The following is a 22,563-nucleotide window of genomic DNA, read 5'->3' on the forward strand; positions in this document are numbered from 1 at the left end:
TATCCTGCTTAGAATAAATCGCTGTGGGTTCCCGTCCTGGTTAAAGATAGGGTCAGGATATCCTTTTCAATTTTGTATATAAGCAGCCAGTCAGGAGTAATGTGGCATTCACGGTGACCACCGTAATTACCGGAAAGCGGGTGGTCAAGATATTTTTGAGGAAGTGGTTTCTCCTGGACAAGAATATTTAACACTTCCTCCAGCAGTTTTACATCATAGCCCCGTTTAACAATAGCTTTGTAGTCCTTTTTAAAGCGGCTGGAGTATCTAATTTTCAGCATTTAGATCCTCCATCAAGGCATCTACGCTGTCAAAGGTTTTGCTCATATTGCGGTTGTTATTAACATCATCAATTGCGGCCCGTGTTTCCTCATTGGGTGTGTCAAGGCGAAGGTCAAAAGGAATGCCGCCGTAACGAACGGAGTAACGCAAAAACATATTCATAGCAGTGGACATGTTGAGGCCAAGCTCGTTAAAGATAGCCTCAGCTTTACGCTTTAATTCCTTATCGACACGAACATTTATATTGGTTGTACCGGCCATAATATCAACTCCTTTCTATACTTATATTGTAAAACATTGTACGCAATTTATCAATAAATAATACCATAATGTTTTACTTTGTAATGGAAGGTCATTCTCATGGAGGGGGTAGTAAATCGCTGAAAACGGGAGCAAAACGGAGCGGGCGCGGGCCTTCGCGTGGGAATTCGCAAAATTCCAGATGGGGGTTGTCAAGGTCTAATGCTTGACATGGCACGAAATACAGCGATTTTAAGCAGGTTAAGAAGGAGGTGGCCCTTTTGGAGATTAAACGCATTCCACTGAAACAGATTAACCCGGCCAAATACAATCCTCGTAAGGATTTAAAGCCTGGAGATCCGGAATACGAGAAATTAAAGAAATCTATTGACGAATTTGACCTGGTGGAACCTTTGGTGATGAACAAGCGGGGCAACATGCTCATCTCTGGCCACCAACGACTAAAAATTTTACTGGAGCGGGGAGATACCGAAACGGAAGTGTCCGTGGTTGATTTGCCACCTGACCGTGAAAGGGCCTTAAACATTACCCTTAATAAAATCGCCGGTCAATGGGATCTGCCCAAACTGAGCGAGCTGCTCAAGAACTTGGATGATGACTTAAAAGATATTACCGGCTTTGATGCCGAGGAAATAGATGAATTGCTGGGCTTTAAAGAAGAAGTCCAGGAGGATAACTTTGACGAGGAAGCACCGGAGCGGCCCATCACTAAACCAGGGGACATCTGGCTTTTGGGCAATCACCGGCTGCTTTGTGGGGACAGCACCAACCCAGCTGATGTAGAAAGACTAATGCACGGTGCCAAAGCCAACTGCGTTATTACCTCCCCGCCCTACGCCATGCAGCGCAAGGACGACTACGGCGGGATACCGGCAGAGGAATATCCGGGCTGGTTTTTTCATGTGGCCAGTAACGTTTACCGGATACTTGACGACAGCGGCTCCTTCTTCGTCAACATCAAGGAGCACGTTGAGGGCGGCCAGCGTTCCCTTTACGTGATGAAAACCATCATTGCTTTGGTGGAAGGTGGCTGGCGGTATGTGGATCAGCTAATCTGGACGAAGCCAGGGCTGCCCGGTGGCTGGTCTAATCGCCTGAGAAACGACTTTGAGCCGGTGCACTTCTTCACCAAGAAGGAACAGATCGACTGGATGGTGCAGCTGGTAGAGGTTGATGAGGACAGATTGGCAACATTACCGGCGGACCTGGTGGAAATGTACGAGGACATTTTCCACTTCACCAAAGCTAAGAAAATTAAATTCAAACCCAGGGCGGTAGGCAGTGAATCAGATGCCATCCGGGTCTACAGCAAAACCAATAAAACCAAAGGCGACTCCGGTAATATCAGCGTCAGCGGCAAATTCAAAAAGGGCATCGCTAGGCCAGGGAATGTGCTATCATTACCCGGCAACCAAAGTTCCGTAAAACACTCAGCCGCATTTCCAGTGAAGCTCCCGGCCTTTTTCATCAAGCTCGCTACTGATGTGGGGGATAACGTTTACGAACCCTTCAGCGGCTCTGGCACCACCATCATGGCCGCTGAGCAGCTGGGACGGAATTGCTATGCCATGGAATTGTCCCCAGGGTATTGTGATTTGGCCGTGAAACGCTGGGAGCAGCTTACCAGGGAGAAGGCAGTAAGGCAGGAGGTGTAAAGATTGGAGATACAAAGACTACCGCTGGAGAAATTAAATCCGGCTAAATATAACCCACGGAAAGACTTAAAGCCCGGAGATCCGGAATACGAAAAACTGAAAAAATCCATAGAGACCTTTGGCTATGTGGAGCCCATCGTGTGGAATAAACGCACTGGTCAGATCGTAGGGGGCCACCAGAGATTTAAAGTTTTACAGCACCAAGGGGAAACCGAGATTGAGTGTGTAGTAGTGGATCTGGATGAGCAACGGGAAAAGGCCCTGAACATAACGCTTAATAAAGTCACTGGTGAATGGGACCTGCCTAAACTGGCCGACTTAATCAGCGAACTGGATAACGGAATATTTGATATTTCCCTAACCGGCTTTGATGCCGCTGAGATAGAGGATTTATTTTCCAAAGTCCACGACAAGGATGTTAAAGAAGACGACTTCGATGTGGACGGAGCTTTGAAGGAACCGGTTATCAGTAAACCCGGTGACTTGTGGCTGCTGGGAAGGCACCGGCTCCTTTGTGGAGATAGCACTAAAGCGCAAACGTATGAAAAACTAATGGACGGCAAAAAGGCCAATCTCATAGTCAGTGACTTGCCTTATAACGTGGACTACGAAGGAACGGCAGGGAAAATTAAAAACGATAATATGGGAGACAGGGAATTTTACGAATTTCTCCTAAAGGCCGCCACAAATATGTATGAAAATGTTGTAGACGGTGGCGTTGTCTATATTTTTCATGCAGACAGGGAAACCGTTAATTTTAGAACCGCCTTTAGGGACGCTGGCTTCTTTTGTCACCAAACCTGCATTTGGGTGAAAAACGCACCGGTGCTTAGTAGATGCGACTATTTATACGCTCATGAACCCATTTTATATCTATGGAAGCCCACAGCAGGCCATAAGTTTTACGGTGATAGAAAACATAGGACGGTATGGAATTTTGACCGGCCAGCCAAATCAAAACTCCATCCAACTACGAAGCCAGTGGCTCTGTGTGCTTACCCTATCCAAAACAGCAGTGCTCCCAATGGCATCGTGCTCGACCCCTTCTCCGGCAGCTTTTCTACCGGCATTGCTTGCGAACAGCTGGATCGTATTTGCTATGCTACCGAGTTGGAGGAACGCTTCGTAGATGTAGGAGTGAAAAGATACATTGAGCATATCGGCTCCGATAGTGATGTCTACTTAATCCGGGATGGACAGAAAATTAGATACGCTGACCTGCTATAAATCCCTTGCTATTCCTGTGGTTTTAAGTGATGTATAGACATACCAAAAACCACAGGAGGGGACCCAAGATGACCAGAAAAGAGCTTGTACACAAGCTGGCTGAGCATTTAGGAATACGACCTGTCTATTTAGCTGCCCCCAGCTTTGCTTATCAAGTTGGCGAATATACCGTTAACCGACAAGGCAATATCCTTGACAGCGAGGGTCAGGTGCTGGAACTGGAGGCGCTGCTGGCAGGCGGGAAGGAGGAACCGGAGTTGGAGATCATAACTGAGCAAAAGGAAACTGCGGAAGCGAACACTTCTGTCGAAACAAAACCCACTGCTTTGGAAGTAGGGATACCTTTGGAAGGCTACGATGGCCGGAGTTTGCGGAACCTGCTCCACATGATTTACAGTAAGCAGCCGTTAATTAAAAAAGCATTAAACCTTGATGCAGATTTGGTGAGCGAGGAAGTAATAACTGCTTTAAACCAGCAGCCCATGACAACTCTGGAGCATTTCCAAAATGCACTGGAAGGTAAAAGCTGCCCCGGCATCGACTTTGATTTCAACAAGGGAACCATCACCTTCAAGCTAGGGCAAGGTGGAGACGACCCGGAGAAGGTAGAAGCGGCCACTCAATTGTTAGCCTTGGTGAACCTTAGCGCCAGGCGCTCCAAGCTAAACATTTCTGCCAAGGTCAAAGCCACCGATAATGAAAAATACACATTTAGAACTTGGCTCCTGCGCTTAGGGATGATAGGCGATGACTACAGGCTAGCCCGCCGGGTTCTTTTGCAAAACCTCCCCGGTAACAGCGCTTTTAGAAAACAAGTCCAGGAGGGAGCGTAAATGACCAAACCAAGATGCAAATTGGTCGGTGAAAACGGCAACATCTTTAACCTAATGGGCATCGCCAGCCGCACTCTTAAAGATGCCGGGCTGGAGGAACAAGCGGCAGAAATGCGAGAGAGGATTTTTAAGTCCGAAAGCTACGACAGAGCACTGCAGATAATCATGGAATATGTGGATGCGGAATAAGGCTGGGGCATAAGCACCGGTCTTTTCTCTAGCTAAACAACCGCCTAAATATTAACTTTTAAGGAAAATAACCCTTGCTATTATGTGTGTTTAGAGTGATATATAGACTACCAAAAACACACAGGGGGTTTTCCGAACATGAAAAACTTAACCTTTGGGATAGAAATTGAACTCACCGGGATTAGCAGGGAAGCAGCTGCCAAAGCAGTGGCGGGATACTTCGGCACCAGCGCCCACTACCTTGGCGGCGGCTACGACAAATGGGAAGCGCCGGACAACCAAGGCCGCAGCTGGTTTATTATGAACGACAGCAGCATCAGGCCGGAAACCAAGCGGCAAGGCAAAAGAATCGCAGCGGGATTGGACCACCGGTTGGAGCTGGTTTCCCCCATCTGCACCTACAGCGACATCGAAACGGTGCAGGAGATTATCAGAGCCTTAAGAAAAGCCGGAGCCTTCTGCAACCGCAGTTGTGGGCTGCACGTCCATGTTGGCAAAGAAAGATTCACCGCCAAAACTTTACGGAATCTGGTCAACATTGTGGCCAGCAAAGAGGACTTGATTTACCAAGCTCTGCAGGTGGACGAGCAGCGGAAACGCCGGTACTGCCAAAAGGTAAAGGAGAGCTTTTTGGAAGAACTGAACCGGCGAAAGCCAACGGAGCTGGAGCAGCTGGCCGACCTTTGGTACCAGGGTTACAGCGGCAGCCGCAGCCAACATTACCACAGCAGCCGCTACCACGGGTTAAACTTACATGCTACTTTCAACGGCCCCACGGTGGAGTTTAGGCTTTTCAACGGAACCACCCACGCCGGGAAAGTCAAAGCCTACATACAGTTTTGCTTGGCGGTAAGTTACCAGGCTTTAAGCCAAAAGAACGCCAGCGCCAAGAAGACTGAGACCTCAAACCCCAAGTACACTTTTAGAACCTGGCTTTTGAGACTAGGCCTTATTGGCAAAGAATTTGAAACCGCCAGGCTTCACCTTTTAAAGAACCTGGAAGGCGACAGCGCCTTTAGAAACGGCAGACAGGTGGCTGGGCTTTAAAGCCCGGCTTCCCTTTCTGACAAATAGATGTTAATATGTGGGAAAAAGGGTGGTGAAGGCATGTATCTACGGGTAATGACTTTGGATGGCAAACGGGTCAGTGTGGCCAAAGATGAACTGGGAGTGTTTGAGGAACTAAAGAGCTTTGCTTTTGTCCCCCACACCATGACTGTGGAAGAGTATATTAATTCCATGGTGCATAGCGCCTGGACCTTTTACGGCAAAGGTGTGCATGTCACCGGAGATACCCTGGCAGAGAAGGCTAAAAGTGCCTACCGTCAATTCGTGGACTATGGCTTTCTGATTGAAATCACCAAGGAAGAAGCCCTGGAGCATTTTGGCCTCACCCAAGCTGATGCAGACAAGATGAACATTCCGGGCCTTAGAAGTAACGAATAACGCCCGGTTTAAATAAAAAATACTTGCAAAACCCCTGTTTTTGAGTGATAGATAGGTTTACACCATTTAGCCCAAAAAGGGGGTTTTTTGTATGTACTACTTTGCCTACGGCAGCAACCTGAACAAGGAACAGATGATGAGCCGCTGCCCGGATGCAATACCGGTGGCCAGGGTAAAACTGCATGGCTACCAACTGACTTTTAACCGGGTGGCGGATATCGTGGAAGAAGAACAGGCAATTACCTGGGGTGCCATTTACACCGTTTCGTCGGAAGATATTAAAAAACTTGACCGCTATGAAGGCTATCCCCGCCTTTATAACAAAATGCCGGTAACGATAGAGGACGACCGGGGAAACATTTACCAGGCCTTTGCTTATGTGCTGACCATCAAGGGTTTAAACGAACCCAGCGATGGCTACTATCACATCATTGAACAAGGCTACCGGGACTGGGGGCTGCCCCAAAAACCGCTGCGGGAGGCTTTAAAACGAAGCCTTTTGAGCGCCCCTGTGGGCCTTTAGCGTTGGGTTATAGCGGCTACATGGTTGGGGAGCAGTGACTAAGGCCAAAACAGGGGGCGATTCGATTGGATAAATTCTTTTCCCAAAGGCACTGCGATCGGTGCGGCGGGGATTTAAAGGGTGGCCGGACAATGTCCGCCTTTAATTTGGATTGCATCTGCATGGATTGCAAGGCCAAAGAAAAACAGGATAAGGATTACGACAAGGCGGTAAAGGCCGATATTGATGAGATAAAGAAGGGGAATTACAACTTTCCGGGTATTAGGAAATAAAAAACAAAAGGGCCAAGTGAGGCTCCTTTTTCAATTGGAGGTGAAAAGCTATGGCGACACGGGGAAGAAAACCAAAACCAACAGCTCTTAAAGTCCTGGAAGGAAACCCCGGCAAAAGGCCATTAAATGAAAACGAACCCAAGCCTGAAAACAAGGCACCCCGCTGCCCGTCATGGCTGGAGCAAGAGGCCAAAAATGAATGGAGGCGGATGAGTAAAACCTTAGAAGCTATGGGGCTTTTAACTCTGGTGGATAAAGCTGCCTTTGCCGGGTACTGTCAGGCCTACGCCCGGTGGAAAGAAGCCGAGGAGTTTTTAAGCAAACACGGCACCATCTTTAAAACCCCATCCGGGTACATTCAGCAGGTGCCGCAAGTCTCCATCGCCCAAACTTACCTGAAGGTGATGAAAGATTTCTGCTCTGAGTTTGGGCTAACACCGGCGGCCAGGACGAGGATTAGTGTTGACACTGAAGCAGTAAACACGGACGATCCCATGGAAAAGCTGTTAAAAGTAACGAAGTAGGAGGTTTTTTTAATCGGAGGTGATGCCCTTGCTCTACAGCGAAGAAAAGGTAAATCACGTTGTCGATTTTATCCGGCAACTAAAACACACCAAAGGTAAATGGGCAGGACAGCCTTTTGAATTAATTCCATGGGAACTTGATTTAATAAAACAAACCTTTGGCACCTTAAGGGAAGACGGCACCCGGCAGTACAGAACCGTGTATACAGAAATTGGAAAGAAAAATGGGAAATCCTCGATCGCCGCTGCCATTGCCCTGTATATGCTCTTAGCCGATGGGGAGCCAAACGCCGAGGTCTATGTAGCCGCTTGCGACCGGCAACAGGCCAGTATAATTTTCAATACCAGTGTTAATTTCGTGGAGGGTAATCAGACCCTTTCGAGGGTGACTAAAACCATCATGTCCACCAAAAGAATTGTCTACCCTAGAACCGGTAGTTTTTATCAGGTGTTAAGTTCAGATGTAAAATCCAAGTCAGGACTTAACCCATCTTGCGTTATCCTCGATGAAATCTGGACTTATCCAAACCCTGACCTGGCCAAGATGTTGACCACTGGTTCCGGTGATGCCAGGGAGCAGCCCCTGTTTATCTATTTAACCACGGCGGGTAACAAGCTGCAGGGCTACGGCTGGGAGATGCATTGCAAGGCCAAGGATATTTTAGCCGGAAGAAGAATTGACCCCACTTTCCTGCCTATCATTTATGGTCTGGAGGAAGATGACGATTGGGAAGATGAAGCCAACTGGTATAAAGCCAACCCAAGCCTGGGCCATACCATTCAAATAGAGCGGGTCAGAGAACATTTCTTGCAAGCCAAACAAGACCCGGCGGAGGAAGCACTTTTTAAACAGCTGCGACTAAATATGTGGCTGAAACAACAGATCAAGTGGATGCCCATGGATACCTGGGCTAAATGCGCTCACCCGGTAGACCCGGATATGCTCAAAGGTAGGGTTTGTTTCGGCGGGCTAGACTTATCCAGTTCCACTGACATCACCGCCTTTGTGCTGGTGTTTTCACCGGTGGCTGGGGACGACAAGTATTACGTTCTCCCCTACTTTTGGCTGCCGGAGGAAACCTTAGATTTACGGGTGCGCAGGGATCATGTGCCCTACGACATCTGGCAGCGGCAAGGATACCTGTTAACCACCGAAGGCAATGTCATCCACTACGGTTTTATTGAAAAATTTATCGAAGAGCTGGGCCAGGATTACAACATCCAGGAGATTGCCTTTGACCGCTGGGGTGCTGTGCAGATGGTGCAGAACCTGGAGGGTGCCGGATTTACCGTGGTTCCCTTCGGCCAGGGCTTTAAAGATATGTCCCCACCCACCAAAGAACTGATGAAACTGACCCTGGAGAGAAGAATTGCCCACGGTGGCCACCCGGTGCTGGCCTGGATGATGGATAACATCCATATCCGTACCGACCCTGCCGGTAATATCAAGCCGGACAAGGCCAAATCAACAGAGAAAATTGACGGTGCAGTGGCTATGATTATGGCGCTAGACCGATGCATTCGGAATGAAGGAGTGAGCAAAGACAAATCGGTGTATGATGAACGGGGTTTAGTGGTGTTTTAAGTCTGCGAATATATTGCATATCGCAATACAAAATGGTAAAATATAAATACCAAGAAGGAGGCGATATGTGTGTCGAAAACTACAAGTATTTTTGCTCGTGTTGAGCCGGAAATAAAAGAACAAGCAGAAATGGTGTTAAATAAACTTGGCATACCTATGTCAAATGCTATTAATATTTTTTTAAGACAGGTTGTTTTGCAAAACGGGCTACCATTTGAAGTTAAAATTACACACAATAAACCTCTTGCAGTTAAGGATTTAACACCTGAAGATTTTAACAATGAAATTGAAAAAGGGTTTAATGATTTAAGGGCAGGCAGAGTTGTGCCTGCAGATAAGGTAGCCGAGCGAATCAATAGGGAATATGGGCATGAGTTATAGAATTATTTATACCGAAGAAGCGGAGCAGGATCTTATAAATGTTTACAGGTATATTGCAATGGATTTATTAGTGCCAGAAATTGCGAAAAAGCAAATCGATAGAATCATGAATGCAATTAAAGGCCTGGATGAAATGCCCCTCAGGCATAAACTCTACCAAGACGAACCATGGCACAGTAAGGGTTTGAGAGTTCTTCCAGTAGACAACTACCTCGTATTTTATATAGTAATTGAAGAAGAGATAGTTGCAATAGTAAGAATAATGTATGGTGGACGTAATATAGAATTGCAATTGTCAAACACAAAAATTGGTGATTAAATATTAAAATCCACAATGGCATCTCAATTGAGGTGCTTTTTTCATGCCCAATATTAAGGAGGTGTGGCCTCTAACATGAAAATACCCATCTTATCCAAGCTGTTTAAACCCAGGGCCAGTCCCAAGAACACCTTCTGGCAAAACGCCTACACCTTTTTCTTCGGCCCTACGCCCAGCGGCAAAACCGTCAACGAGCGCACGGCCATGACCACCTCAGCTGTATATGCCTGTGTGCGGGTATTGTCAGAAACCATCGCTTCACTGCCTCTGCACACATACAGGCGCACCGAGCGGGGCAAGGGAAAAGCCATGGACCATAACCTCTACTACCTACTCCATGACGAACCTAACCCGGAGATGACCTCATTTGTGTTCAGGGAAACACTTATGGGTCATCTTTTACTTTGGGGCAACGCCTATGCCCAGATTATTCGGGACGGCAGGAGCAGGGTGATTGGTCTTTATCCTTTATTGCCCGATCGCATGGAGGTAAGCCGCACAGAAAAAGGCGAGCTCTACTACCGCTATCAAAAGGAAGGCCGAGAATATTTGTTGCGCCGTGAAGAAGTGCTGCACATTCCGGGTCTTAGCTTTGACGGCTTGGTGGGCTACTCCCCCATCGCCATGGCCAAAAACGCCATCGGTATGGCCCTGGCCACCGAAGAATACGGTTCCAAGCTTTTTGCCAACGATGCCCGGCCCAGTGTGGTCTTAGAACACCCGGGTGTACTGAAAGACCCGGCTAAAATCAGAGAGAGCTGGAACCAAATCTACCGGGGCAGCGAAAACGCCCATAAGGTAGCGGTACTGGAAGAAGGAATGCAGGTAAAAACCTTAAGCATTCCCCCGGAACAGGCCCAGTTTTTAGAAACCCGCAAGTTCCAGATTGAGGAAATCTGCCGCATTTTCCGGGTACCACCCCATTTGGTGGCCAGCCTGGACCGGGCTACTTTCAGCAATATAGAAAGCCAAAGTATTAGTTTTATTGACAACACCATTGTTCCTTGGGTTTCTCGCTTTGAACAAGCCATGCAAAAGGCTCTGTTTTCAGTTAGAGAAAAACAGCAATATTTAATCAAATTTAATTTGAACGGTAGGTTGCGTGGAGACGCCCAATCCCGTGCTGCTTATTATCAAACCATGCGGCAAAACGGCATTATGTCAGCGAATGACATCCGAGAGCTAGAAGAGATGAACTTAATTCCGGATAAATTAGGCGGAAATAAATATTTAGTCAACGGAAATTTTGTAGATATGGCTGATGCCGGGGCTTGGAGTGAAAAATATGGAAAGGAGGCTACCGATGCATAGGTTTTGGAACTTCGAAGAAACAGATACCGACCGAATCCTCTACCTGGACGGCTACATTGCCCCGGAGAGCTGGTTCGAGGATGAAATAAGCCCCAAAGAATTTAAAAATGAGTTAGAAGCAGGAATCGGTAACATCACCGTCTGGGTTAATTCTCCAGGGGGTGATTTTTTTGCCGCCAGTCAAATTTACACCATGCTCAAAGAATACAGCGGCCAGGTGCTGGTCAAGATTGATGGCATTGCCGCCAGTGCCGCAGCGGTGATTGCCATGGCCGGAGACAGGGTACTCATGTCCCCCACAGCCATGCTCATGATCCATAATCCGTCCACTTTTGTTTGGGGCGAAGAATCTGATATGCAAAAGGGCATTGAGATGCTCTCCGAAGTTAAGGAAGCCATCATTAACGCCTTTGAAGCCAAGACGGGATTGCCAAGAAAACAGATCGCTCAAATGATGGATGCCGAAACCTGGTTCAGTGCTAATAAAGCGGTGGATCTTGGTTTTGCTGATGAAATACTCTATAGCGAACCGCCACCTCAGGTCACTGACTTCATGTTTGACCGGGTAACGGTAGTCAATGCACTGATGCGGAAACTACCGGCGGTTAAAGCTCAATCTAAACCGGTAATCAATGAACCTTTGAACAGCAGTGGGGTTTCATACGAACAGCTAATCAAACGGCTGGAATTAATAAAAGGGAGGTAATATACCATGAGTAAAATTATTGAACTGCGGGAAAAGCGGGCTAAAGTGTGGGAGCAGGCCAAGGCCTTCCTGGATGAAAAGCGGGGAGAGAACGGCTTACTATCGGCTGAGGATACCGCCACTTATGAGAAGATGGAAGCGGAAGTGGTCAATTTAGGCAAGGAAGTTGAGCGCCTTGAGCGCCAGGCCACTATTGATCTTGAACTATCCAAGGCTACTAGCACAGCATTAAAAACTATTCCTGGTGATGGTCCTAAAGGCCGGGCTTCCAATGAATACGATAAGGCCTTCTGGCAGTATATGCGCAACCGCAATAGCTATGAGGCCAGAAACGCTTTAACCATTGGCGGTGACGGCACCGAAGGCGGGTATTTAGTTCCGGATGAGTTTGAACGTACCTTGATTGAAGCCCTGGAAGAAGAAAACATCATGCGCACCCTGGCTAAAGTAATTACCACCTCTACGGGAGATAGGAAAATCCCAGTGGTAGCTTCCAAGGGTGTGGCTACCTGGGTAGATGAAGAAGGGCCGTACCAGGATAAAGATGATGCTTTTGACCAGGTATCCATTGGGGCCTACAAGGTGGCCACCATGATTAAGGTTTCCGAAGAACTATTAAACGACAGCGTCTTTAACCTGGAAAGCTACATTGCTAAAGAATTCGCTCGCCGCATTGGGGCCAAGGAAGAAGAAGCCTTTTTAATCGGGGATGGTGAGGGGAAACCCACCGGCATCTTTGACAATGACAGTGGCGGGGAGATTGGAGCAACCACTGCCGGGGCTACTCTTAAAGCGGATGAGGTTTTCGACCTCTTTTATTCCCTAAAAGCCCCCTACCGCAAGAAGACTGTCTTTATCATGAACGATGCCACGGTGAAGGAAATCAGGAAACTAAAAGACGGTAACGGTGTGTACCTGTGGCAGCGTGCGACACGTTCGTAATTGAAAAGATTACGCACTGCAACCAGTAGGTTGCGGGAGAACTGACAGTTCGATAGGTAAAATGATGGAGTAACGCCCTGAAGTACCTACCCTAATACTCCGAATGGCGTCGAGGTTATTAAGAACGGAACGGCGTCATGAGCTCGGTGAAGACGGCTGAGAGCACACCCTAACAGGTCAAGCTGAGGAAAACCGAACAATAAAAACGTCGAGTGTGTGATAGGCCGGGGGTCTACAAAACACCTATGGTCAGAATATCCATCCCTAAACCGATGGATGACGAATTCTCGAAGGTAAGGGTCTAGAACAGGATTTAGTCGAAAGGCTAGAAATTGCCTACAGTGCAAGGTTTGTGAGGACGAGTAAGAATGTTGCCTATGAAAATCCTTATGCCATTACAGGTGGCATCCAGCAAACAGGCCCAGAGAGAAGACCTAAGGGTGTATGAATAGATAGAACTATCGGAACGTGGAAAGTGTGCAACGTGGAGGGCTTAATCCCTAGGAAGCGTTAGTGAGGAAACCCCACGGGATAACTTACTTTCATGCACATGAGAGCAGTGGCACAGTACCTAGGAAACCGTGATAATAAACGGTGGAGGGATAGCCACAAGTCAGTACTATCACCACAAATCTCACTTATTACAGCATAAGGTTCGAGTATGACTAAGAGAGGCGAAATTCCCAAGAGGGGATGATAAGCCGACTTATGACGACCAAGAGACTTAAGAAGAGGCAAAAACTTAGAAACAACGAGTACTACGACATCCAAGAGAAGTTTGATGACCTTTATCGACGCTCGAAGCAAGGTTCGACATTCAACAATCTCGTTGAACTAATAGCCAGTGACCAAAATATCTTACTCGCATATAGGAACATCAAGAAGAACAAGGGTAGCAAAACCAGAGGTTCCAACCGCACCACAATTATCGACATAGGCAAAACGAATCCTGACAGACTGCTACAGTATGTCAAGAACAGGCTTCAGAATTACTCGCCACAGCCGATAAGGCGGAAGGAGATAGAAAAAGAAGATGGTAGGATGCGACCGCTTGGTATTCCAACTATAGAAGACCGCCTAATACAGCAGTGTATCAAGCAGGTATTAGAACCCATTTGTGAGGCAAAATTCTATGAGCACAGCTACGGCTTCAGACCCAACAGGGGGACACACCACGCAATAGCGAGAGTGAACTTCCTAGCATATAAGTCTAAGCTACAATACGTAGTCGATATAGATATCAAAGGATTTTTTGACAACGTAGACCATGCCAAGCTCATGAAGCAGATGTGGAGTATAGGAATTCAAGACAAGAATTTGCTTTGCATTATTTCTAAGATGCTCAAAGCAGAAATTAAGGGAATTGGAATTCCAACCAGAGGAACACCCCAGGGGGGGATTCTTAGTCCACTGCTTTCGAATATTGTCCTAAACGAATTGGATTGGTGGATAGCTAGCCAATGGGAAACTATGCCGACGAAGCACCAATATGCGAGCAAGAGCAAGAGGGTTCGTGCCCTCAAGACAGCAGGATTAAAGGAAGTCTACATCGTGAGGTATGCGGATGACTTCAAACTGCTATGCAGGACTAGGAAAGAAGCTGAAAAGTTGTTCTGCGCAGTTAAAAAATGGCTAAACGAGAGATTAAAGTTGGAGATAAGCCCGGAGAAATCAAAGATAGTGAATCTAAAGAGACACTATTCTGATTTTCTTGGGGTGAGGATTAAGCTTCAGGAGAAAGGGCAACAACAAGTCACAACCTCCCGAATGACAGAGAGATCGGTTCGGAAGAGTAAGGACAAGTTGAAGAACTGTGTTGACACTCTGCAGAGGCAGCCCACCGTAGACAACATGCAGAAACTTAATGCCTGTATATTAGGCCTGCATAATTACTACTGTGTGGCAACAAACGTAAGCAGAGATTTCGACAAAATCGCCTTTCATGTCGACGCGAACCTTAGAAATACGAGGTCTATGACAACTCGACGAGGACAACTAACCAAAGCTTTTACCCAGTTTTATGGGCATTATACTGGGCGCCCGAAGTTTATAATGGGCATACCCCTATTCCCCATACACTTGGTAAAGTTCAAGCCACCTCCATATTTTAACCAGGACAAGTGCAATTACACGCTAGAAGGGCGGAATATGATACACAAACCTCTTCAAGCCATTGACACATCGGTATTGCGCTATCTCATGGAGCACCCTGTGGAACAGGAAAGCACAGAGTACAACGATAATAGAATATCCTTGTACGTGAGCCAACGGGGTAAATGTTTCATCACTGGCTTAGAGCTTACGACATTCACCGCAGAGGCTCACCGCAAAACCCCAAAAGGGAACGGCGGAACCGACGAATATGGAAACTTGGTTATTGTAGTCCCGGAAGTGCATAGGCTGATACATGCCTTGGACGAGGAGACTGTTCAGAAATGTCTGTTAGCACTGACGAACAGCAATATAAATTATAAACGCCTCAATCAACTAAGGAAAATGGTTGGAAATAGTGAAATTTGTGTGGGGTAGTTATTGATGGAGCGCCGTATGAGGGGAAACTCTCACGTACGGTGCGGAACGGGGGAAAAGGCAGAGATGATTTCAAAGCCTTACCTATCGTTATCCTCCCTCACTGCAGGCGACCCGAACACTTTGTTAAACCGTCCCGTCAAGACCTCGGCTTATGTGCCCACCATTGCCGCCGGGAAAAAAGTGATCGCCTTCGGTGATATGGGCTACTACTGGATTGCTGACCGTCAGGGAAGGATTTTCCAAAGGCTGAACGAACTCTATGCCGCCACCGGTCAAGTAGGGTTTAGGGCAGCGCAGCGGGTGGATGGCAAGCTGATCCTTAAAGAAGCCATTAAAATTCTCAAGGTGAAAGCGTAGGTGATGGTAGATGAGTAATGTTAAAAACTATCACGAACAAGGCGGGCAGAAATGGGTGGTGGGTGGCCAGCTGGAGATTACAGCTGGTGGTAAGCTCACCTTCAAGGGAACCGAACTAAAACCAGCACTAGGCCAAACTAACAGTGAAGCCAGCACTGTTGCCGCTCTAAAAGAGGATTTCAACTCCCTCTTGGGGCGGCTTTTTGCTGCCGGTCTGATGGTGGTGGATAAATCAGCACTTGAAGCGGCCATCACCGCAGCTTTGGAACTTTTAGATAGTGCAGTGGTTGGCGAGGATGTTGGGGAATATCCGCAAGCTGCCTACGATACTTTTGAGAGCGCCATTGAAGCTGCCCTAGGTGTGGTGGATGATACAGGTGCTACCCAAAACGAAGTTAGTACTGCGCTTGCAGCATTAACAACTGCGGTATCCACCTTTGAAGCAGCAGTAATCACTGTAGATAAATCTGTTCTTCGAGCGGCTATTGCTGCCGCTCAAGATATACTGGATGGTGCTCAGGTGGGCTCCGAGCCTGGCCAATATCCGCAAGAGGCTGTTACTGCTTTTGAAACTGCCATTGGTGCAGCACAGGCAGTAGTGGAAAACGCTGATGCCACCCAAACCAATGTAGACGATGCTGTGACTGCTTTAGCTACGGCGGTATCCACCTTTGAAGCAGCGGTCATCACGGAATAAACAGCGGGAGGTGGTGAGTGTATGGTGGTAACCCTGGAAGAAGTAAAACTGTATTTAAGGATAGACGGTGATGAGGAAGATACACTCATCACTAATTTTATTTCTACCGCCGTGGAAATTTGCGAGGATATCTTAAGATACTCATTGTCGGAGTTTGAAGAAATACCGGCGGTAGTCAGGCAAGCGGTTTTGTACTGTGTGGCCAATCTGTATGAAAAAAGGGAAGGAACCCACTATTATCTGAAAAACGAAGGCGGCGGCATGGCTGAAACCGTAAATGTGATGAAACTGATACTGGCAAACCTTCGCCGGGAAAGCTGGTGATGCAGGTGGAGATTGGGGATTTAAGACACCGGATAACTTTCCAGAAACTTACCACTAGCGTCAATGAGAACGGCTTTGAGGTAGAAACCTGGGAGGATTTCAAGACCGTATGGGCGGCAGTGAGCAACCTGCATGGCCGGGAGTACTTTGCTGCCGCCGCTGTCCAGGCAGAGAATACGGTGAAGTTTACCATTAGGTATTTAACGGGTCTGGATACCACCATGCGGATTGTTTTTCAAGGCAAACAGTACAACATCACCGCTATTTACAACATCAAATATCAAAACCGGTATCTGGAAATCAAAGCACTGGAGGTGGTAAGCAGTGGCTAGGGTAGAGTTAGAGGGCTTGGAAGCCCTCATCAATGCCGTTCAAAGGCTGGGCAGCGAAGGCAAGAAAATAGAAAACAAAGCCTTAAAAGAAGCCGGTGCTGTAATGCAAGAGGCCATCCAAAACGAAACTCCAGTGCGGACTGGCAAGCTAAAAGAAAGCATTACCGTTTCCGGTGTGAGAACCCAGGATGGGGTTAAGTATGTAGCAGTGGGGCCGAGTAAGGAAGCCTATTATGGCAAATTTCTGGAACTGGGAACTGTCAAAATGAGAGCTAAACCCTTCATGGCACCGGGCTATGAAAACGGTAAAGACCGGGCCACAGCAACCATCAAGGAAGAACTGCGAAGGGGGCTGGGCCTATGAGCATGAACCAAAATATAATAACGGCTTTAAAGGATATAGGAGTACCGGTACAATTCCAAAACTACACAGGCAAAGCCGATAGCTACATCACCTTTTTCACCTACCTGGATAAACCGGAGCAGCATGCCGATGATGCGGAGTTAATTACTGGCCATTATGTGCAAGTTGATGTGTGGAGCAAAACCGATTACACAGATTTAGTCAAATCAATCCATCAAAAGATGCTGACTGCCGGTTTTACCAAACAGAACTTTTATGACCTGTACGAACAGGATTTAGGAATTTATCACAAAGCCATGCGATTTTTTAAGGAGGTGCTGTAGATGGCACAAGTAGGATTAAATGATTTACACTTTGCGATTCTTACCGCTGATACCAAGGATGAGTTAACCTATGAACCCACCGAAGCCTTGGTGGGAGCCATTAACGCCACTATCAACCCGGCGGTGAATACTCAGGAGCTTTACGCTGATGACCAGCTGTGGGAATCGGTATCGGCTTTAGGCAAAGTGGATGTGGAAATAGAGACGGCGGAACTACCCTTAACTATTCGAGCCAAAATCCTGGGTAATGAACTTAAAGACGGGGTACTGATTGAAAAAGCTACCGATGTACCGCCCCATCTTGCCTTAGGCTTTAAAAGCTTAAAATCCAACGGCAAGTACCGCTACATCTGGCTCTTAAAGGGTGTGGCCCAGCCCATGGCCGAGGACTTCTCCACCAAAAAGGATAACGTGGAACACAAAACACCCAAGGTGAAATTCACCTTTATGGCCAGAGTCCATGATGGCGAGTGGAAAAGAACAGCGGATGAGGATAGTGCCGATTTTCTGGGAGCAGCCACCTGGTTTGAGCAAGTACCCGGCGATACAACGGTAGTGGGAGGTTAAAGCTATGGAGATTACTCTGAAAGTAGCAGATCAAAATAAAACCTACACCACAAACTTTATCAGCGCCCGCATGGTCAGAAGAACCATTGAAATATCCAAAGACATCAACTTTGAAAACATCTCCCCGGAGGAACTGGATAAATTGATGGACTACATTACCGAGCTCTTTGGCGGCCAGTTTAGCCGGGATGATTTATATGATGGCTTACCATCCCAAGAGCTACTCCCCGCCATTACTGGCTGCATCAACGAAGTGGTGGGGCGAATGGCTGAAGTGACCAAAGGTGATGAAAAAAACGCCTAGAGGGGAACGCCATGGCTCCCCAAGACTTTATGGACAGTCTATACCTGGCATTACTAGAAAAGGGCTGGACATTGAATGAAATTGACAGTATGGATATCATCTACTATTTGAAACTACTGAACAAAAAGCTGGGAGAAGAAAAAGTGTATATCGATGGGGTTTTATAGGAGTTTCTTGGAGTATAATCTAATTGTTAGCGTAGCATAATAATGCTATAATTAAGGCATAATGTAACCAAAGGAGTTGATATTATGCCTGAAATTAGACCGATAAGAGATTTAAGAAACACAACTGAGATTTCTGAACTGTGTCATAAAAATGAAGAACCAATTTTCATTACGAAAAATGGCTATGGCGATTTAGTAATCATGAGTATGGAAACTTATGAAAAAAAGCTAGCCCAAGCAGACCTCTATAAGAAATTAGCTGAAGCAGAAAGTCAAGTTGAAAACGGTGAGCCACTTTTAGATGCTGAAGATGTATTTGAAAAATTAAGGAAGAAATATGTCAAAGAATAGTTATAGCTTAAAACTTACTCCAAAAGCTAGTAAGGATTTAGATAAAATATATAGATACATTACCGAAGAACTTTATGCTGAACAAGCAGCTGTTAATCTTTTGGAGAAAATAGAAACAAGTGTAATGAGATTAAAGGACTTTCCGTTTTCAGGTAATTATTTCGCTGATGAATATCTAAAGAAGAAGGGTTATCGAAAATTAATAATTGATAACTACATTGACTTTTATGTAGTCGATGAAGAAGAAAAACAAGTAGTTGTTATGCGTTTTTTATACGGCAGACAAAAATATGAAGGTTTACTCTAATAGCATCTGATAAGCAGGTGCTTTTTTTATGCCCAAAGGTGGTGAGCTAAATGTCAGATGTCGGGGATCTAAATGTACGGATCAACCTTGATGCCCTGGGCTTTCAAAACGGGATCAGTAAAATCAATACGGAAATGAAAAAACTGCAATCGGAGTTTAAGCTGGCCGGTGCCCAATTGGGTAAACACGGCAGTGAGCTGGACAAATTACGGCTTAAATCCGATAACCTGACCAAAGGAACGGAGCTGCAAAGGCAAAAGGTGCAAGCCTTAGAAGAAGCCCACCGGAAGTCTGTGGAGGCCAAAGGCAGTGATGCCAAGGCTACCCAGGAGCTGGAAATTAAGCTAAATCAAGCTCGCGCCAGGCTAGTGACCATGGAGCAGAACTTGGAAGAAGTTAATAACGAGATAACCCTCCAGTCATCCAGCTGGTACAAGCTGGGCAAAGAGCTGGAAGCCGCCGGACAAAAGATGCAGGCTGTGGGCCAAAAGATGGAGCAGGCCGGAAAAGAACTCAGCATGAAGGTTACCATGCCCCTGGTGGGTTTAGGAGCTGCTGCGGCAAAAATCGGCTCGGACTTTGAAGCCGGGATGAGCGAAGTGCAGGCCATCAGCGGAGCCACCGGCACTCAATTAGAAATGCTGGAAGAAAAGGCCAAGGAAATGGGTGCCACCACCAAATTCAGCGCCGCCCAGTCGGCAGAAGCATTAAAGTACATGGCCATGGCTGGTTGGGATACTGGTCAGATGCTAGATGGTTTAGATGGCGTCATGATGCTGGCTGCTGCCAGTGGCGAGAACTTGGGTACCGTTTCCGATATTGTCACCGATGCCCTGACCGCCTTTGGCATGCAGGCAGGCCAGGCAGGTGAGTTTGCCGACCTTCTGGCCAGCACTTCTAGTAGCGCCAACACCAATGTTTCTATGTTAGGGGAGTCCTTTAAATATGTGGCTCCCCTTTTTGGTTCACTGGGTTATTCGGCAGAAGATGCAGCCCTGGCTCTAGGCTTAATGGCTAATGCGGGTATCAAAGGGAGCGAATCAGGTACTGCACTAAGGGGTGCTATTGCTAACTTAGCTAATCCCACAGCCGGTATGGCCAAAGCCATAAATGAACTGGGCCTCACTATTACTGATGCCAGCGGGGAAATGCTACCCTTTAAAGATGTGATGGACCAGCTAAGAACTGCCTTTGCCGGGCTTACCGAAGAGCAAAAAGCCCAATATGCTGCCACCATCTTTGGTAAGGAAGCCATGAGCGGCATGCTGGCCATTATCAACTCCAGTGAAGAAGACTACGCCAAACTGACCCAGGCTACCAGGGAATACAACGGTGTGGCCAAAGAAATGGCCGAAACTATGGAAGCAAACCTGCAAGGGCAGCTGACAAAATTAAGATCAGCTCTGGAAGGTGTAGGCATACAAATTTTTGAGATCCTGCTTCCCCATCTAAATAAGCTGGTGGAGATGCTGCAATCCTTGACCGATAAATTTGCCAGTCTTAGCCCCGCTACCCAGGAAACCATCGTAAAAATTGCCGTTCTTGTCGCAGCCATCGGGCCGCTTTTACTTATCGGCGGTAAACTTATCGGTGTTATCGGTGCTGTTGTGGGTGCGCTGTCCACAGTATCCGGGGCTATTGCTGTGGCCAGCACTGGAGCAGTTGCAGCAACACCTGCCATTGGAGCCTTAGCCACAGCATTTACAGTTTTAACAGGGCCGGTGGGAATTGCGGTTGCTGCTATTGCCGGAGTTACCGCAGCAGGCGTAGCTTTATACAAACACCTAAGCCAGGAAGGCATCCCGGCCATTGAACTCTTTGACGATGAAGTATCGGAATCCACCCAAAAAGCTGTGGGTGGTTTTTTAGCGCTTAACGACCAGGCTACTTTAGCTTTAAACCAATTATCCTGGAGTGGTCAGGAAGTTACCAAGGAGATGGTGGACAACATTGCCGGGAACTTCTCACAGATGGCTTCACAAGTACAAGCCGGACTGGATAAACACCATCAAGAATCCCTGGCGAAAATCCAAAACTTTGTCACCAGCAGCACAGCTTTATCTCAAGCTGAGCAGGACGAAATATTAAACAACATGCAGCAGGGCTATGAAACCAGGAAACAAACCATTGCTGAAGGCGAAGCCAGGATAAAGGAAATCCTGGATATGGCCAGTACAGAGAAAAGAGCCCTGACCAAAGCCGAGCAGGAAGAAATCAATGCCATCCAAAGGCAGATGGTGGACACCGGCATCCAGGTCCTTTCCGAAAACGAAATCGAAGCCAAAGCCATTATGGAACGCATGAAAGCCCAGGCCATAGAGTTAACGGCTTTGCAGGCGGCAGAAGTGGTTAAAAACAGCATTGAGCAAAGGGACGGGGCCATTCAAGCGGCCAATGAGCAGTATGATCAGGTGATCAAGGAAATCATCCGGCAGCGCGATGAAGCAGGCACCATCTCTAAAGAACAGGCCGATAAATTGATTATCGAGGCCACCAGGCAAAAGGACGAGTCTATAGCCAAAGCCGAAGAAATGCACCTGCGGGTTGTTGCCGAAGCCCAGGCCCAAGCCCAGGAACACGTCAATCAAGTTGATTGGGAAACAGGAGAAATCAAGACCAAATGGCAGGTTATGCGTGACGATATATTCGCCAAGGCCGGAGCAATTAAAGAAAACGTCTTTACCACCTGGGAGGAAATTAAGACCAACACCTCCCAGCAGTGGGAAAGTATCCGTACGACCATGAGCGACAGGTGGAATGACATTAAAACCAATACCTCCGAAACGGTAGCCGCTATTAAAACCAATGTCAGCATCACCTGGGATGAGGTTAAGACCAAAACCTTTGAAACCTGGGACAACATCAAAACCAAAACTGCTGAAACTTGGCAGGCCATACAAAATAAAATCGATGAACACGGCGGCGGTATTAAGGGCCTTATTGGAGCCTACACCGAGGGATATAAATCCGTTTGGGACAGTGCCTTGACCACCATGGAGGAAATCACCGGCATCAAATTTAGCGACATGGCCGATAAGGTAGCTGATGCTTTAGAGCGGGTTAAAAAGGCTATTAGCAGTGCTATCGACCGGATAAAAGAGTGGAACGATACCAAAGTCAAGGAAAAAGTATTTAGTATCACTGAAACCATTACCAGGATCATTAGAACCATTACCACCGGTGGAGGTGGCGGCGGCGGTGGTGATACTTCTGCTTCCAAAGGCGGTGCGGCAGCTTCAAACTTTAGCGGCACCAGCTTCTTCCCTGGTGGTTTAACCATGGTAGGGGAACTGGGACCAGAACTGGTGGCCTTGCCCAGGGGAAGTAGGATTTATAACGACCATGAAACAAAGAAAATATTGGATGGAAGTAAAGGCATTGTCCAACACATTACCCTCCTTTCCCCTACTCCCCTATCCCCTGCGGAAACGGCAAGAAGAATTAAAAATGCCTCTAGAGAGCTGGCTCTAGAATGGTAGGAG

The 22,563-nt window shown here is 47.1% G+C and carries 28 protein-coding genes and 2 pseudogenes; 28 read left to right on the forward strand and 2 right to left on the reverse strand.

Going from position 1 to position 22,563, the window contains the following annotated elements; genetic code table 11:
* Positions 1-8 precede the first annotated feature (8 nt).
* Positions 9-281 carry a type II toxin-antitoxin system YafQ family toxin gene (locus DESGI_RS20885; protein WP_006521309.1) on the reverse strand — a complete coding sequence of 91 codons (273 nt, stop codon included), beginning with the start codon at positions 279-281 and terminating at the stop codon, positions 9-11.
* A complete protein-coding gene (locus DESGI_RS20890; RefSeq protein ID WP_006521308.1) occupies positions 268-543 on the reverse strand; it encodes a type II toxin-antitoxin system RelB/DinJ family antitoxin in 276 nt (91 codons plus the stop codon). The genes DESGI_RS20885 and DESGI_RS20890 overlap by 14 nt, the downstream gene beginning before the upstream one ends.
* Before the next feature lie 251 nt (positions 544-794).
* On the opposite strand from DESGI_RS20890, the gene DESGI_RS23435 reads away from it, so the two are divergent.
* The 28 genes and pseudogenes from DESGI_RS23435 (at position 795) to DESGI_RS21035 (ending at position 22,560) form a co-directional block, all read left to right on the forward strand.
* Positions 795-2,198, forward strand: a complete 1,404-nt coding sequence (locus DESGI_RS23435; RefSeq protein WP_245561127.1) for a site-specific DNA-methyltransferase — start codon at positions 795-797, stop codon at positions 2,196-2,198.
* Between the two features lie 3 nt (positions 2,199-2,201).
* On the forward strand, positions 2,202-3,425 hold the full coding sequence (locus DESGI_RS20910; protein ID WP_015618023.1) for a site-specific DNA-methyltransferase: 1,224 nt from the start codon (positions 2,202-2,204) through the stop codon (positions 3,423-3,425).
* Between the two features lie 68 nt (positions 3,426-3,493).
* Positions 3,494-4,258 carry a hypothetical protein gene (locus tag DESGI_RS20915; protein ID WP_006524197.1) on the forward strand — a complete coding sequence of 255 codons (765 nt, stop codon included), beginning with the start codon at positions 3,494-3,496 and terminating at the stop codon, positions 4,256-4,258.
* Positions 4,259-4,447 (forward strand): hypothetical protein, encoded by a 189-nt coding sequence (locus DESGI_RS20920; protein ID WP_006524198.1) that lies wholly within the window; start codon positions 4,259-4,261, stop codon positions 4,445-4,447.
* 138 nt (positions 4,448-4,585) lie between these two features.
* On the forward strand, positions 4,586-5,494 hold the full coding sequence (locus DESGI_RS20925) for an amidoligase family protein (RefSeq protein ID WP_006524199.1): 909 nt from the start codon (positions 4,586-4,588) through the stop codon (positions 5,492-5,494).
* Between the two features lie 60 nt (positions 5,495-5,554).
* Positions 5,555-5,893, forward strand: coding sequence for a hypothetical protein (locus DESGI_RS20930; RefSeq protein ID WP_006524200.1), 339 nt, complete (start codon positions 5,555-5,557; stop codon positions 5,891-5,893).
* A 91-nt stretch (positions 5,894-5,984) separates the two neighbouring features.
* Entirely contained in the window at positions 5,985-6,416 is a 432-nt protein-coding gene (locus tag DESGI_RS25930) for a gamma-glutamylcyclotransferase family protein (protein WP_006524790.1), read from the forward strand.
* A gap of 65 nt (positions 6,417-6,481) precedes the next feature.
* On the forward strand, positions 6,482-6,688 hold the full coding sequence (locus DESGI_RS25935; RefSeq protein ID WP_006524789.1) for a hypothetical protein: 207 nt from the start codon (positions 6,482-6,484) through the stop codon (positions 6,686-6,688).
* Positions 6,689-6,738: 50 nt separating this feature from the next.
* Positions 6,739-7,212 carry a phage terminase small subunit P27 family gene (locus DESGI_RS20945; protein ID WP_006524788.1) on the forward strand — a complete coding sequence of 158 codons (474 nt, stop codon included), beginning with the start codon at positions 6,739-6,741 and terminating at the stop codon, positions 7,210-7,212.
* Positions 7,213-7,234: 22 nt separating this feature from the next.
* Positions 7,235-8,797 carry a terminase large subunit gene (locus tag DESGI_RS20950; protein ID WP_041285027.1) on the forward strand — a complete coding sequence of 521 codons (1,563 nt, stop codon included), beginning with the start codon at positions 7,235-7,237 and terminating at the stop codon, positions 8,795-8,797.
* A 69-nt stretch (positions 8,798-8,866) separates the two neighbouring features.
* Positions 8,867-9,178, forward strand: a complete 312-nt coding sequence (locus tag DESGI_RS20955; protein ID WP_006524757.1) for a type II toxin-antitoxin system RelB/DinJ family antitoxin — start codon at positions 8,867-8,869, stop codon at positions 9,176-9,178.
* Positions 9,168-9,497, forward strand: coding sequence for a type II toxin-antitoxin system RelE/ParE family toxin (locus tag DESGI_RS20960; RefSeq protein ID WP_006524758.1), 330 nt, complete (start codon positions 9,168-9,170; stop codon positions 9,495-9,497). The genes DESGI_RS20955 and DESGI_RS20960 overlap by 11 nt, the downstream gene beginning before the upstream one ends.
* A gap of 75 nt (positions 9,498-9,572) precedes the next feature.
* Positions 9,573-10,808 carry a phage portal protein gene (locus DESGI_RS20965; protein WP_006524759.1) on the forward strand — a complete coding sequence of 412 codons (1,236 nt, stop codon included), beginning with the start codon at positions 9,573-9,575 and terminating at the stop codon, positions 10,806-10,808.
* Positions 10,801-11,514, forward strand: a complete 714-nt coding sequence (locus DESGI_RS20970; RefSeq protein WP_006524760.1) for a head maturation protease, ClpP-related — start codon at positions 10,801-10,803, stop codon at positions 11,512-11,514. The genes DESGI_RS20965 and DESGI_RS20970 overlap by 8 nt, the downstream gene beginning before the upstream one ends.
* 6 nt (positions 11,515-11,520) lie before the next feature.
* Positions 11,521-12,438: pseudogene (locus DESGI_RS20975) on the forward strand (phage major capsid protein); the annotation flags it as partial.
* Between the two features lie 726 nt (positions 12,439-13,164).
* On the forward strand, positions 13,165-14,985 hold the full coding sequence (gene ltrA, locus DESGI_RS20980; RefSeq protein WP_006524762.1) for a group II intron reverse transcriptase/maturase: 1,821 nt from the start codon (positions 13,165-13,167) through the stop codon (positions 14,983-14,985).
* Between the two features lie 81 nt (positions 14,986-15,066).
* A pseudogene (locus DESGI_RS20985) lies at positions 15,067-15,345 on the forward strand (phage major capsid protein); the annotation flags it as partial.
* 10 nt (positions 15,346-15,355) lie between these two features.
* The gene (locus DESGI_RS24150; protein WP_006524210.1) at positions 15,356-16,042 is read left to right on the forward strand and encodes an FIVAR domain-containing protein; all 687 of its coding nucleotides are present in this window, start codon (positions 15,356-15,358) and stop codon (positions 16,040-16,042) included.
* A gap of 21 nt (positions 16,043-16,063) precedes the next feature.
* On the forward strand, positions 16,064-16,366 hold the full coding sequence (locus tag DESGI_RS20995) for a head-tail connector protein (RefSeq protein ID WP_006524211.1): 303 nt from the start codon (positions 16,064-16,066) through the stop codon (positions 16,364-16,366).
* Positions 16,366-16,698 (forward strand): phage head closure protein, encoded by a 333-nt coding sequence (locus DESGI_RS21000; protein ID WP_006524212.1) that lies wholly within the window; start codon positions 16,366-16,368, stop codon positions 16,696-16,698. The genes DESGI_RS20995 and DESGI_RS21000 overlap by 1 nt, the downstream gene beginning before the upstream one ends.
* Positions 16,691-17,062: an HK97-gp10 family putative phage morphogenesis protein gene (locus tag DESGI_RS21005; RefSeq protein WP_006524213.1), complete on the forward strand. Its 372-nt coding sequence runs from the start codon at positions 16,691-16,693 to the stop codon at positions 17,060-17,062. The genes DESGI_RS21000 and DESGI_RS21005 overlap by 8 nt, the downstream gene beginning before the upstream one ends.
* Positions 17,059-17,385: a hypothetical protein gene (locus DESGI_RS21010; protein WP_006524214.1), complete on the forward strand. Its 327-nt coding sequence runs from the start codon at positions 17,059-17,061 to the stop codon at positions 17,383-17,385. The genes DESGI_RS21005 and DESGI_RS21010 overlap by 4 nt, the downstream gene beginning before the upstream one ends.
* Positions 17,386-17,952, forward strand: a complete 567-nt coding sequence (locus DESGI_RS21015) for a major tail protein (protein WP_006524521.1) — start codon at positions 17,386-17,388, stop codon at positions 17,950-17,952. It abuts the gene before it with no gap.
* A 4-nt stretch (positions 17,953-17,956) separates the two neighbouring features.
* Positions 17,957-18,256, forward strand: coding sequence for a phage tail assembly chaperone G (gene gpG, locus DESGI_RS21020; RefSeq protein WP_006524520.1), 300 nt, complete (start codon positions 17,957-17,959; stop codon positions 18,254-18,256).
* A gap of 11 nt (positions 18,257-18,267) precedes the next feature.
* A complete protein-coding gene (locus DESGI_RS25235) occupies positions 18,268-18,423 on the forward strand; it encodes a hypothetical protein (protein ID WP_006524519.1) in 156 nt (51 codons plus the stop codon).
* A gap of 84 nt (positions 18,424-18,507) precedes the next feature.
* Complete coding sequence (locus DESGI_RS21025; RefSeq protein ID WP_006524518.1) at positions 18,508-18,774, forward strand: type II toxin-antitoxin system Phd/YefM family antitoxin; 267 nt, start codon at positions 18,508-18,510, stop codon at positions 18,772-18,774.
* Entirely contained in the window at positions 18,761-19,081 is a 321-nt protein-coding gene (locus DESGI_RS21030) for a type II toxin-antitoxin system RelE/ParE family toxin (protein WP_006524517.1), read from the forward strand. Before DESGI_RS21025 ends, DESGI_RS21030 begins: the two co-directional genes overlap by 14 nt.
* 50 nt (positions 19,082-19,131) lie before the next feature.
* Complete coding sequence (locus DESGI_RS21035; RefSeq protein WP_006524516.1) at positions 19,132-22,560, forward strand: phage tail tape measure protein; 3,429 nt, start codon at positions 19,132-19,134, stop codon at positions 22,558-22,560.
* The last annotated feature ends 3 nt before the right edge of the window (positions 22,561-22,563 follow it).

It is taken from the genome of Desulfoscipio gibsoniae DSM 7213 (assembly GCF_000233715.2).
GTDB lineage: Bacteria > Bacillota > Desulfotomaculia > Desulfotomaculales > Desulfallaceae > Sporotomaculum > Sporotomaculum gibsoniae.

What these genes read in the sequence shown, in the direction of transcription:
- DESGI_RS20950 (WP_041285027.1), top strand. Translation starts at nt 7,235, where the DNA reads ATGCCCTTGCTCTACAGCGAAGAAAAGGTAAATCACGTTGTCGATTTT.
- DESGI_RS21030 (WP_006524517.1), top strand. Translation starts at nt 18,761, where the DNA reads ATGTCAAAGAATAGTTATAGCTTAAAACTTACTCCAAAAGCTAGTAAG.
- DESGI_RS20890 (WP_006521308.1), bottom strand. Translation starts at nt 543, where the DNA reads ATGGCCGGTACAACCAATATAAATGTTCGTGTCGATAAGGAATTAAAG.
- DESGI_RS25235 (WP_006524519.1), top strand. Translation starts at nt 18,268, where the DNA reads ATGGCTCCCCAAGACTTTATGGACAGTCTATACCTGGCATTACTAGAA.
- DESGI_RS25930 (WP_006524790.1), top strand. Translation starts at nt 5,985, where the DNA reads ATGTACTACTTTGCCTACGGCAGCAACCTGAACAAGGAACAGATGATG.
- DESGI_RS20995 (WP_006524211.1), top strand. Translation starts at nt 16,064, where the DNA reads ATGGTGGTAACCCTGGAAGAAGTAAAACTGTATTTAAGGATAGACGGT.
- DESGI_RS20945 (WP_006524788.1), top strand. Translation starts at nt 6,739, where the DNA reads ATGGCGACACGGGGAAGAAAACCAAAACCAACAGCTCTTAAAGTCCTG.
- DESGI_RS24150 (WP_006524210.1), top strand. Translation starts at nt 15,356, where the DNA reads ATGAGTAATGTTAAAAACTATCACGAACAAGGCGGGCAGAAATGGGTG.
- DESGI_RS20960 (WP_006524758.1), top strand. Translation starts at nt 9,168, where the DNA reads ATGAGTTATAGAATTATTTATACCGAAGAAGCGGAGCAGGATCTTATA.
- DESGI_RS21035 (WP_006524516.1), top strand. Translation starts at nt 19,132, where the DNA reads ATGTCAGATGTCGGGGATCTAAATGTACGGATCAACCTTGATGCCCTG.
- DESGI_RS20930 (WP_006524200.1), top strand. Translation starts at nt 5,555, where the DNA reads ATGTATCTACGGGTAATGACTTTGGATGGCAAACGGGTCAGTGTGGCC.
- DESGI_RS21000 (WP_006524212.1), top strand. Translation starts at nt 16,366, where the DNA reads ATGCAGGTGGAGATTGGGGATTTAAGACACCGGATAACTTTCCAGAAA.
- DESGI_RS21015 (WP_006524521.1), top strand. Translation starts at nt 17,386, where the DNA reads ATGGCACAAGTAGGATTAAATGATTTACACTTTGCGATTCTTACCGCT.
- DESGI_RS21010 (WP_006524214.1), top strand. Translation starts at nt 17,059, where the DNA reads ATGAGCATGAACCAAAATATAATAACGGCTTTAAAGGATATAGGAGTA.
- DESGI_RS20915 (WP_006524197.1), top strand. Translation starts at nt 3,494, where the DNA reads ATGACCAGAAAAGAGCTTGTACACAAGCTGGCTGAGCATTTAGGAATA.
- DESGI_RS20965 (WP_006524759.1), top strand. Translation starts at nt 9,573, where the DNA reads ATGAAAATACCCATCTTATCCAAGCTGTTTAAACCCAGGGCCAGTCCC.
- DESGI_RS21025 (WP_006524518.1), top strand. Translation starts at nt 18,508, where the DNA reads ATGCCTGAAATTAGACCGATAAGAGATTTAAGAAACACAACTGAGATT.
- DESGI_RS20970 (WP_006524760.1), top strand. Translation starts at nt 10,801, where the DNA reads ATGCATAGGTTTTGGAACTTCGAAGAAACAGATACCGACCGAATCCTC.
- DESGI_RS20925 (WP_006524199.1), top strand. Translation starts at nt 4,586, where the DNA reads ATGAAAAACTTAACCTTTGGGATAGAAATTGAACTCACCGGGATTAGC.
- gpG (WP_006524520.1), top strand. Translation starts at nt 17,957, where the DNA reads ATGGAGATTACTCTGAAAGTAGCAGATCAAAATAAAACCTACACCACA.
- ltrA (WP_006524762.1), top strand. Translation starts at nt 13,165, where the DNA reads ATGACGACCAAGAGACTTAAGAAGAGGCAAAAACTTAGAAACAACGAG.
- DESGI_RS20920 (WP_006524198.1), top strand. Translation starts at nt 4,259, where the DNA reads ATGACCAAACCAAGATGCAAATTGGTCGGTGAAAACGGCAACATCTTT.
- DESGI_RS20885 (WP_006521309.1), bottom strand. Translation starts at nt 281, where the DNA reads ATGCTGAAAATTAGATACTCCAGCCGCTTTAAAAAGGACTACAAAGCT.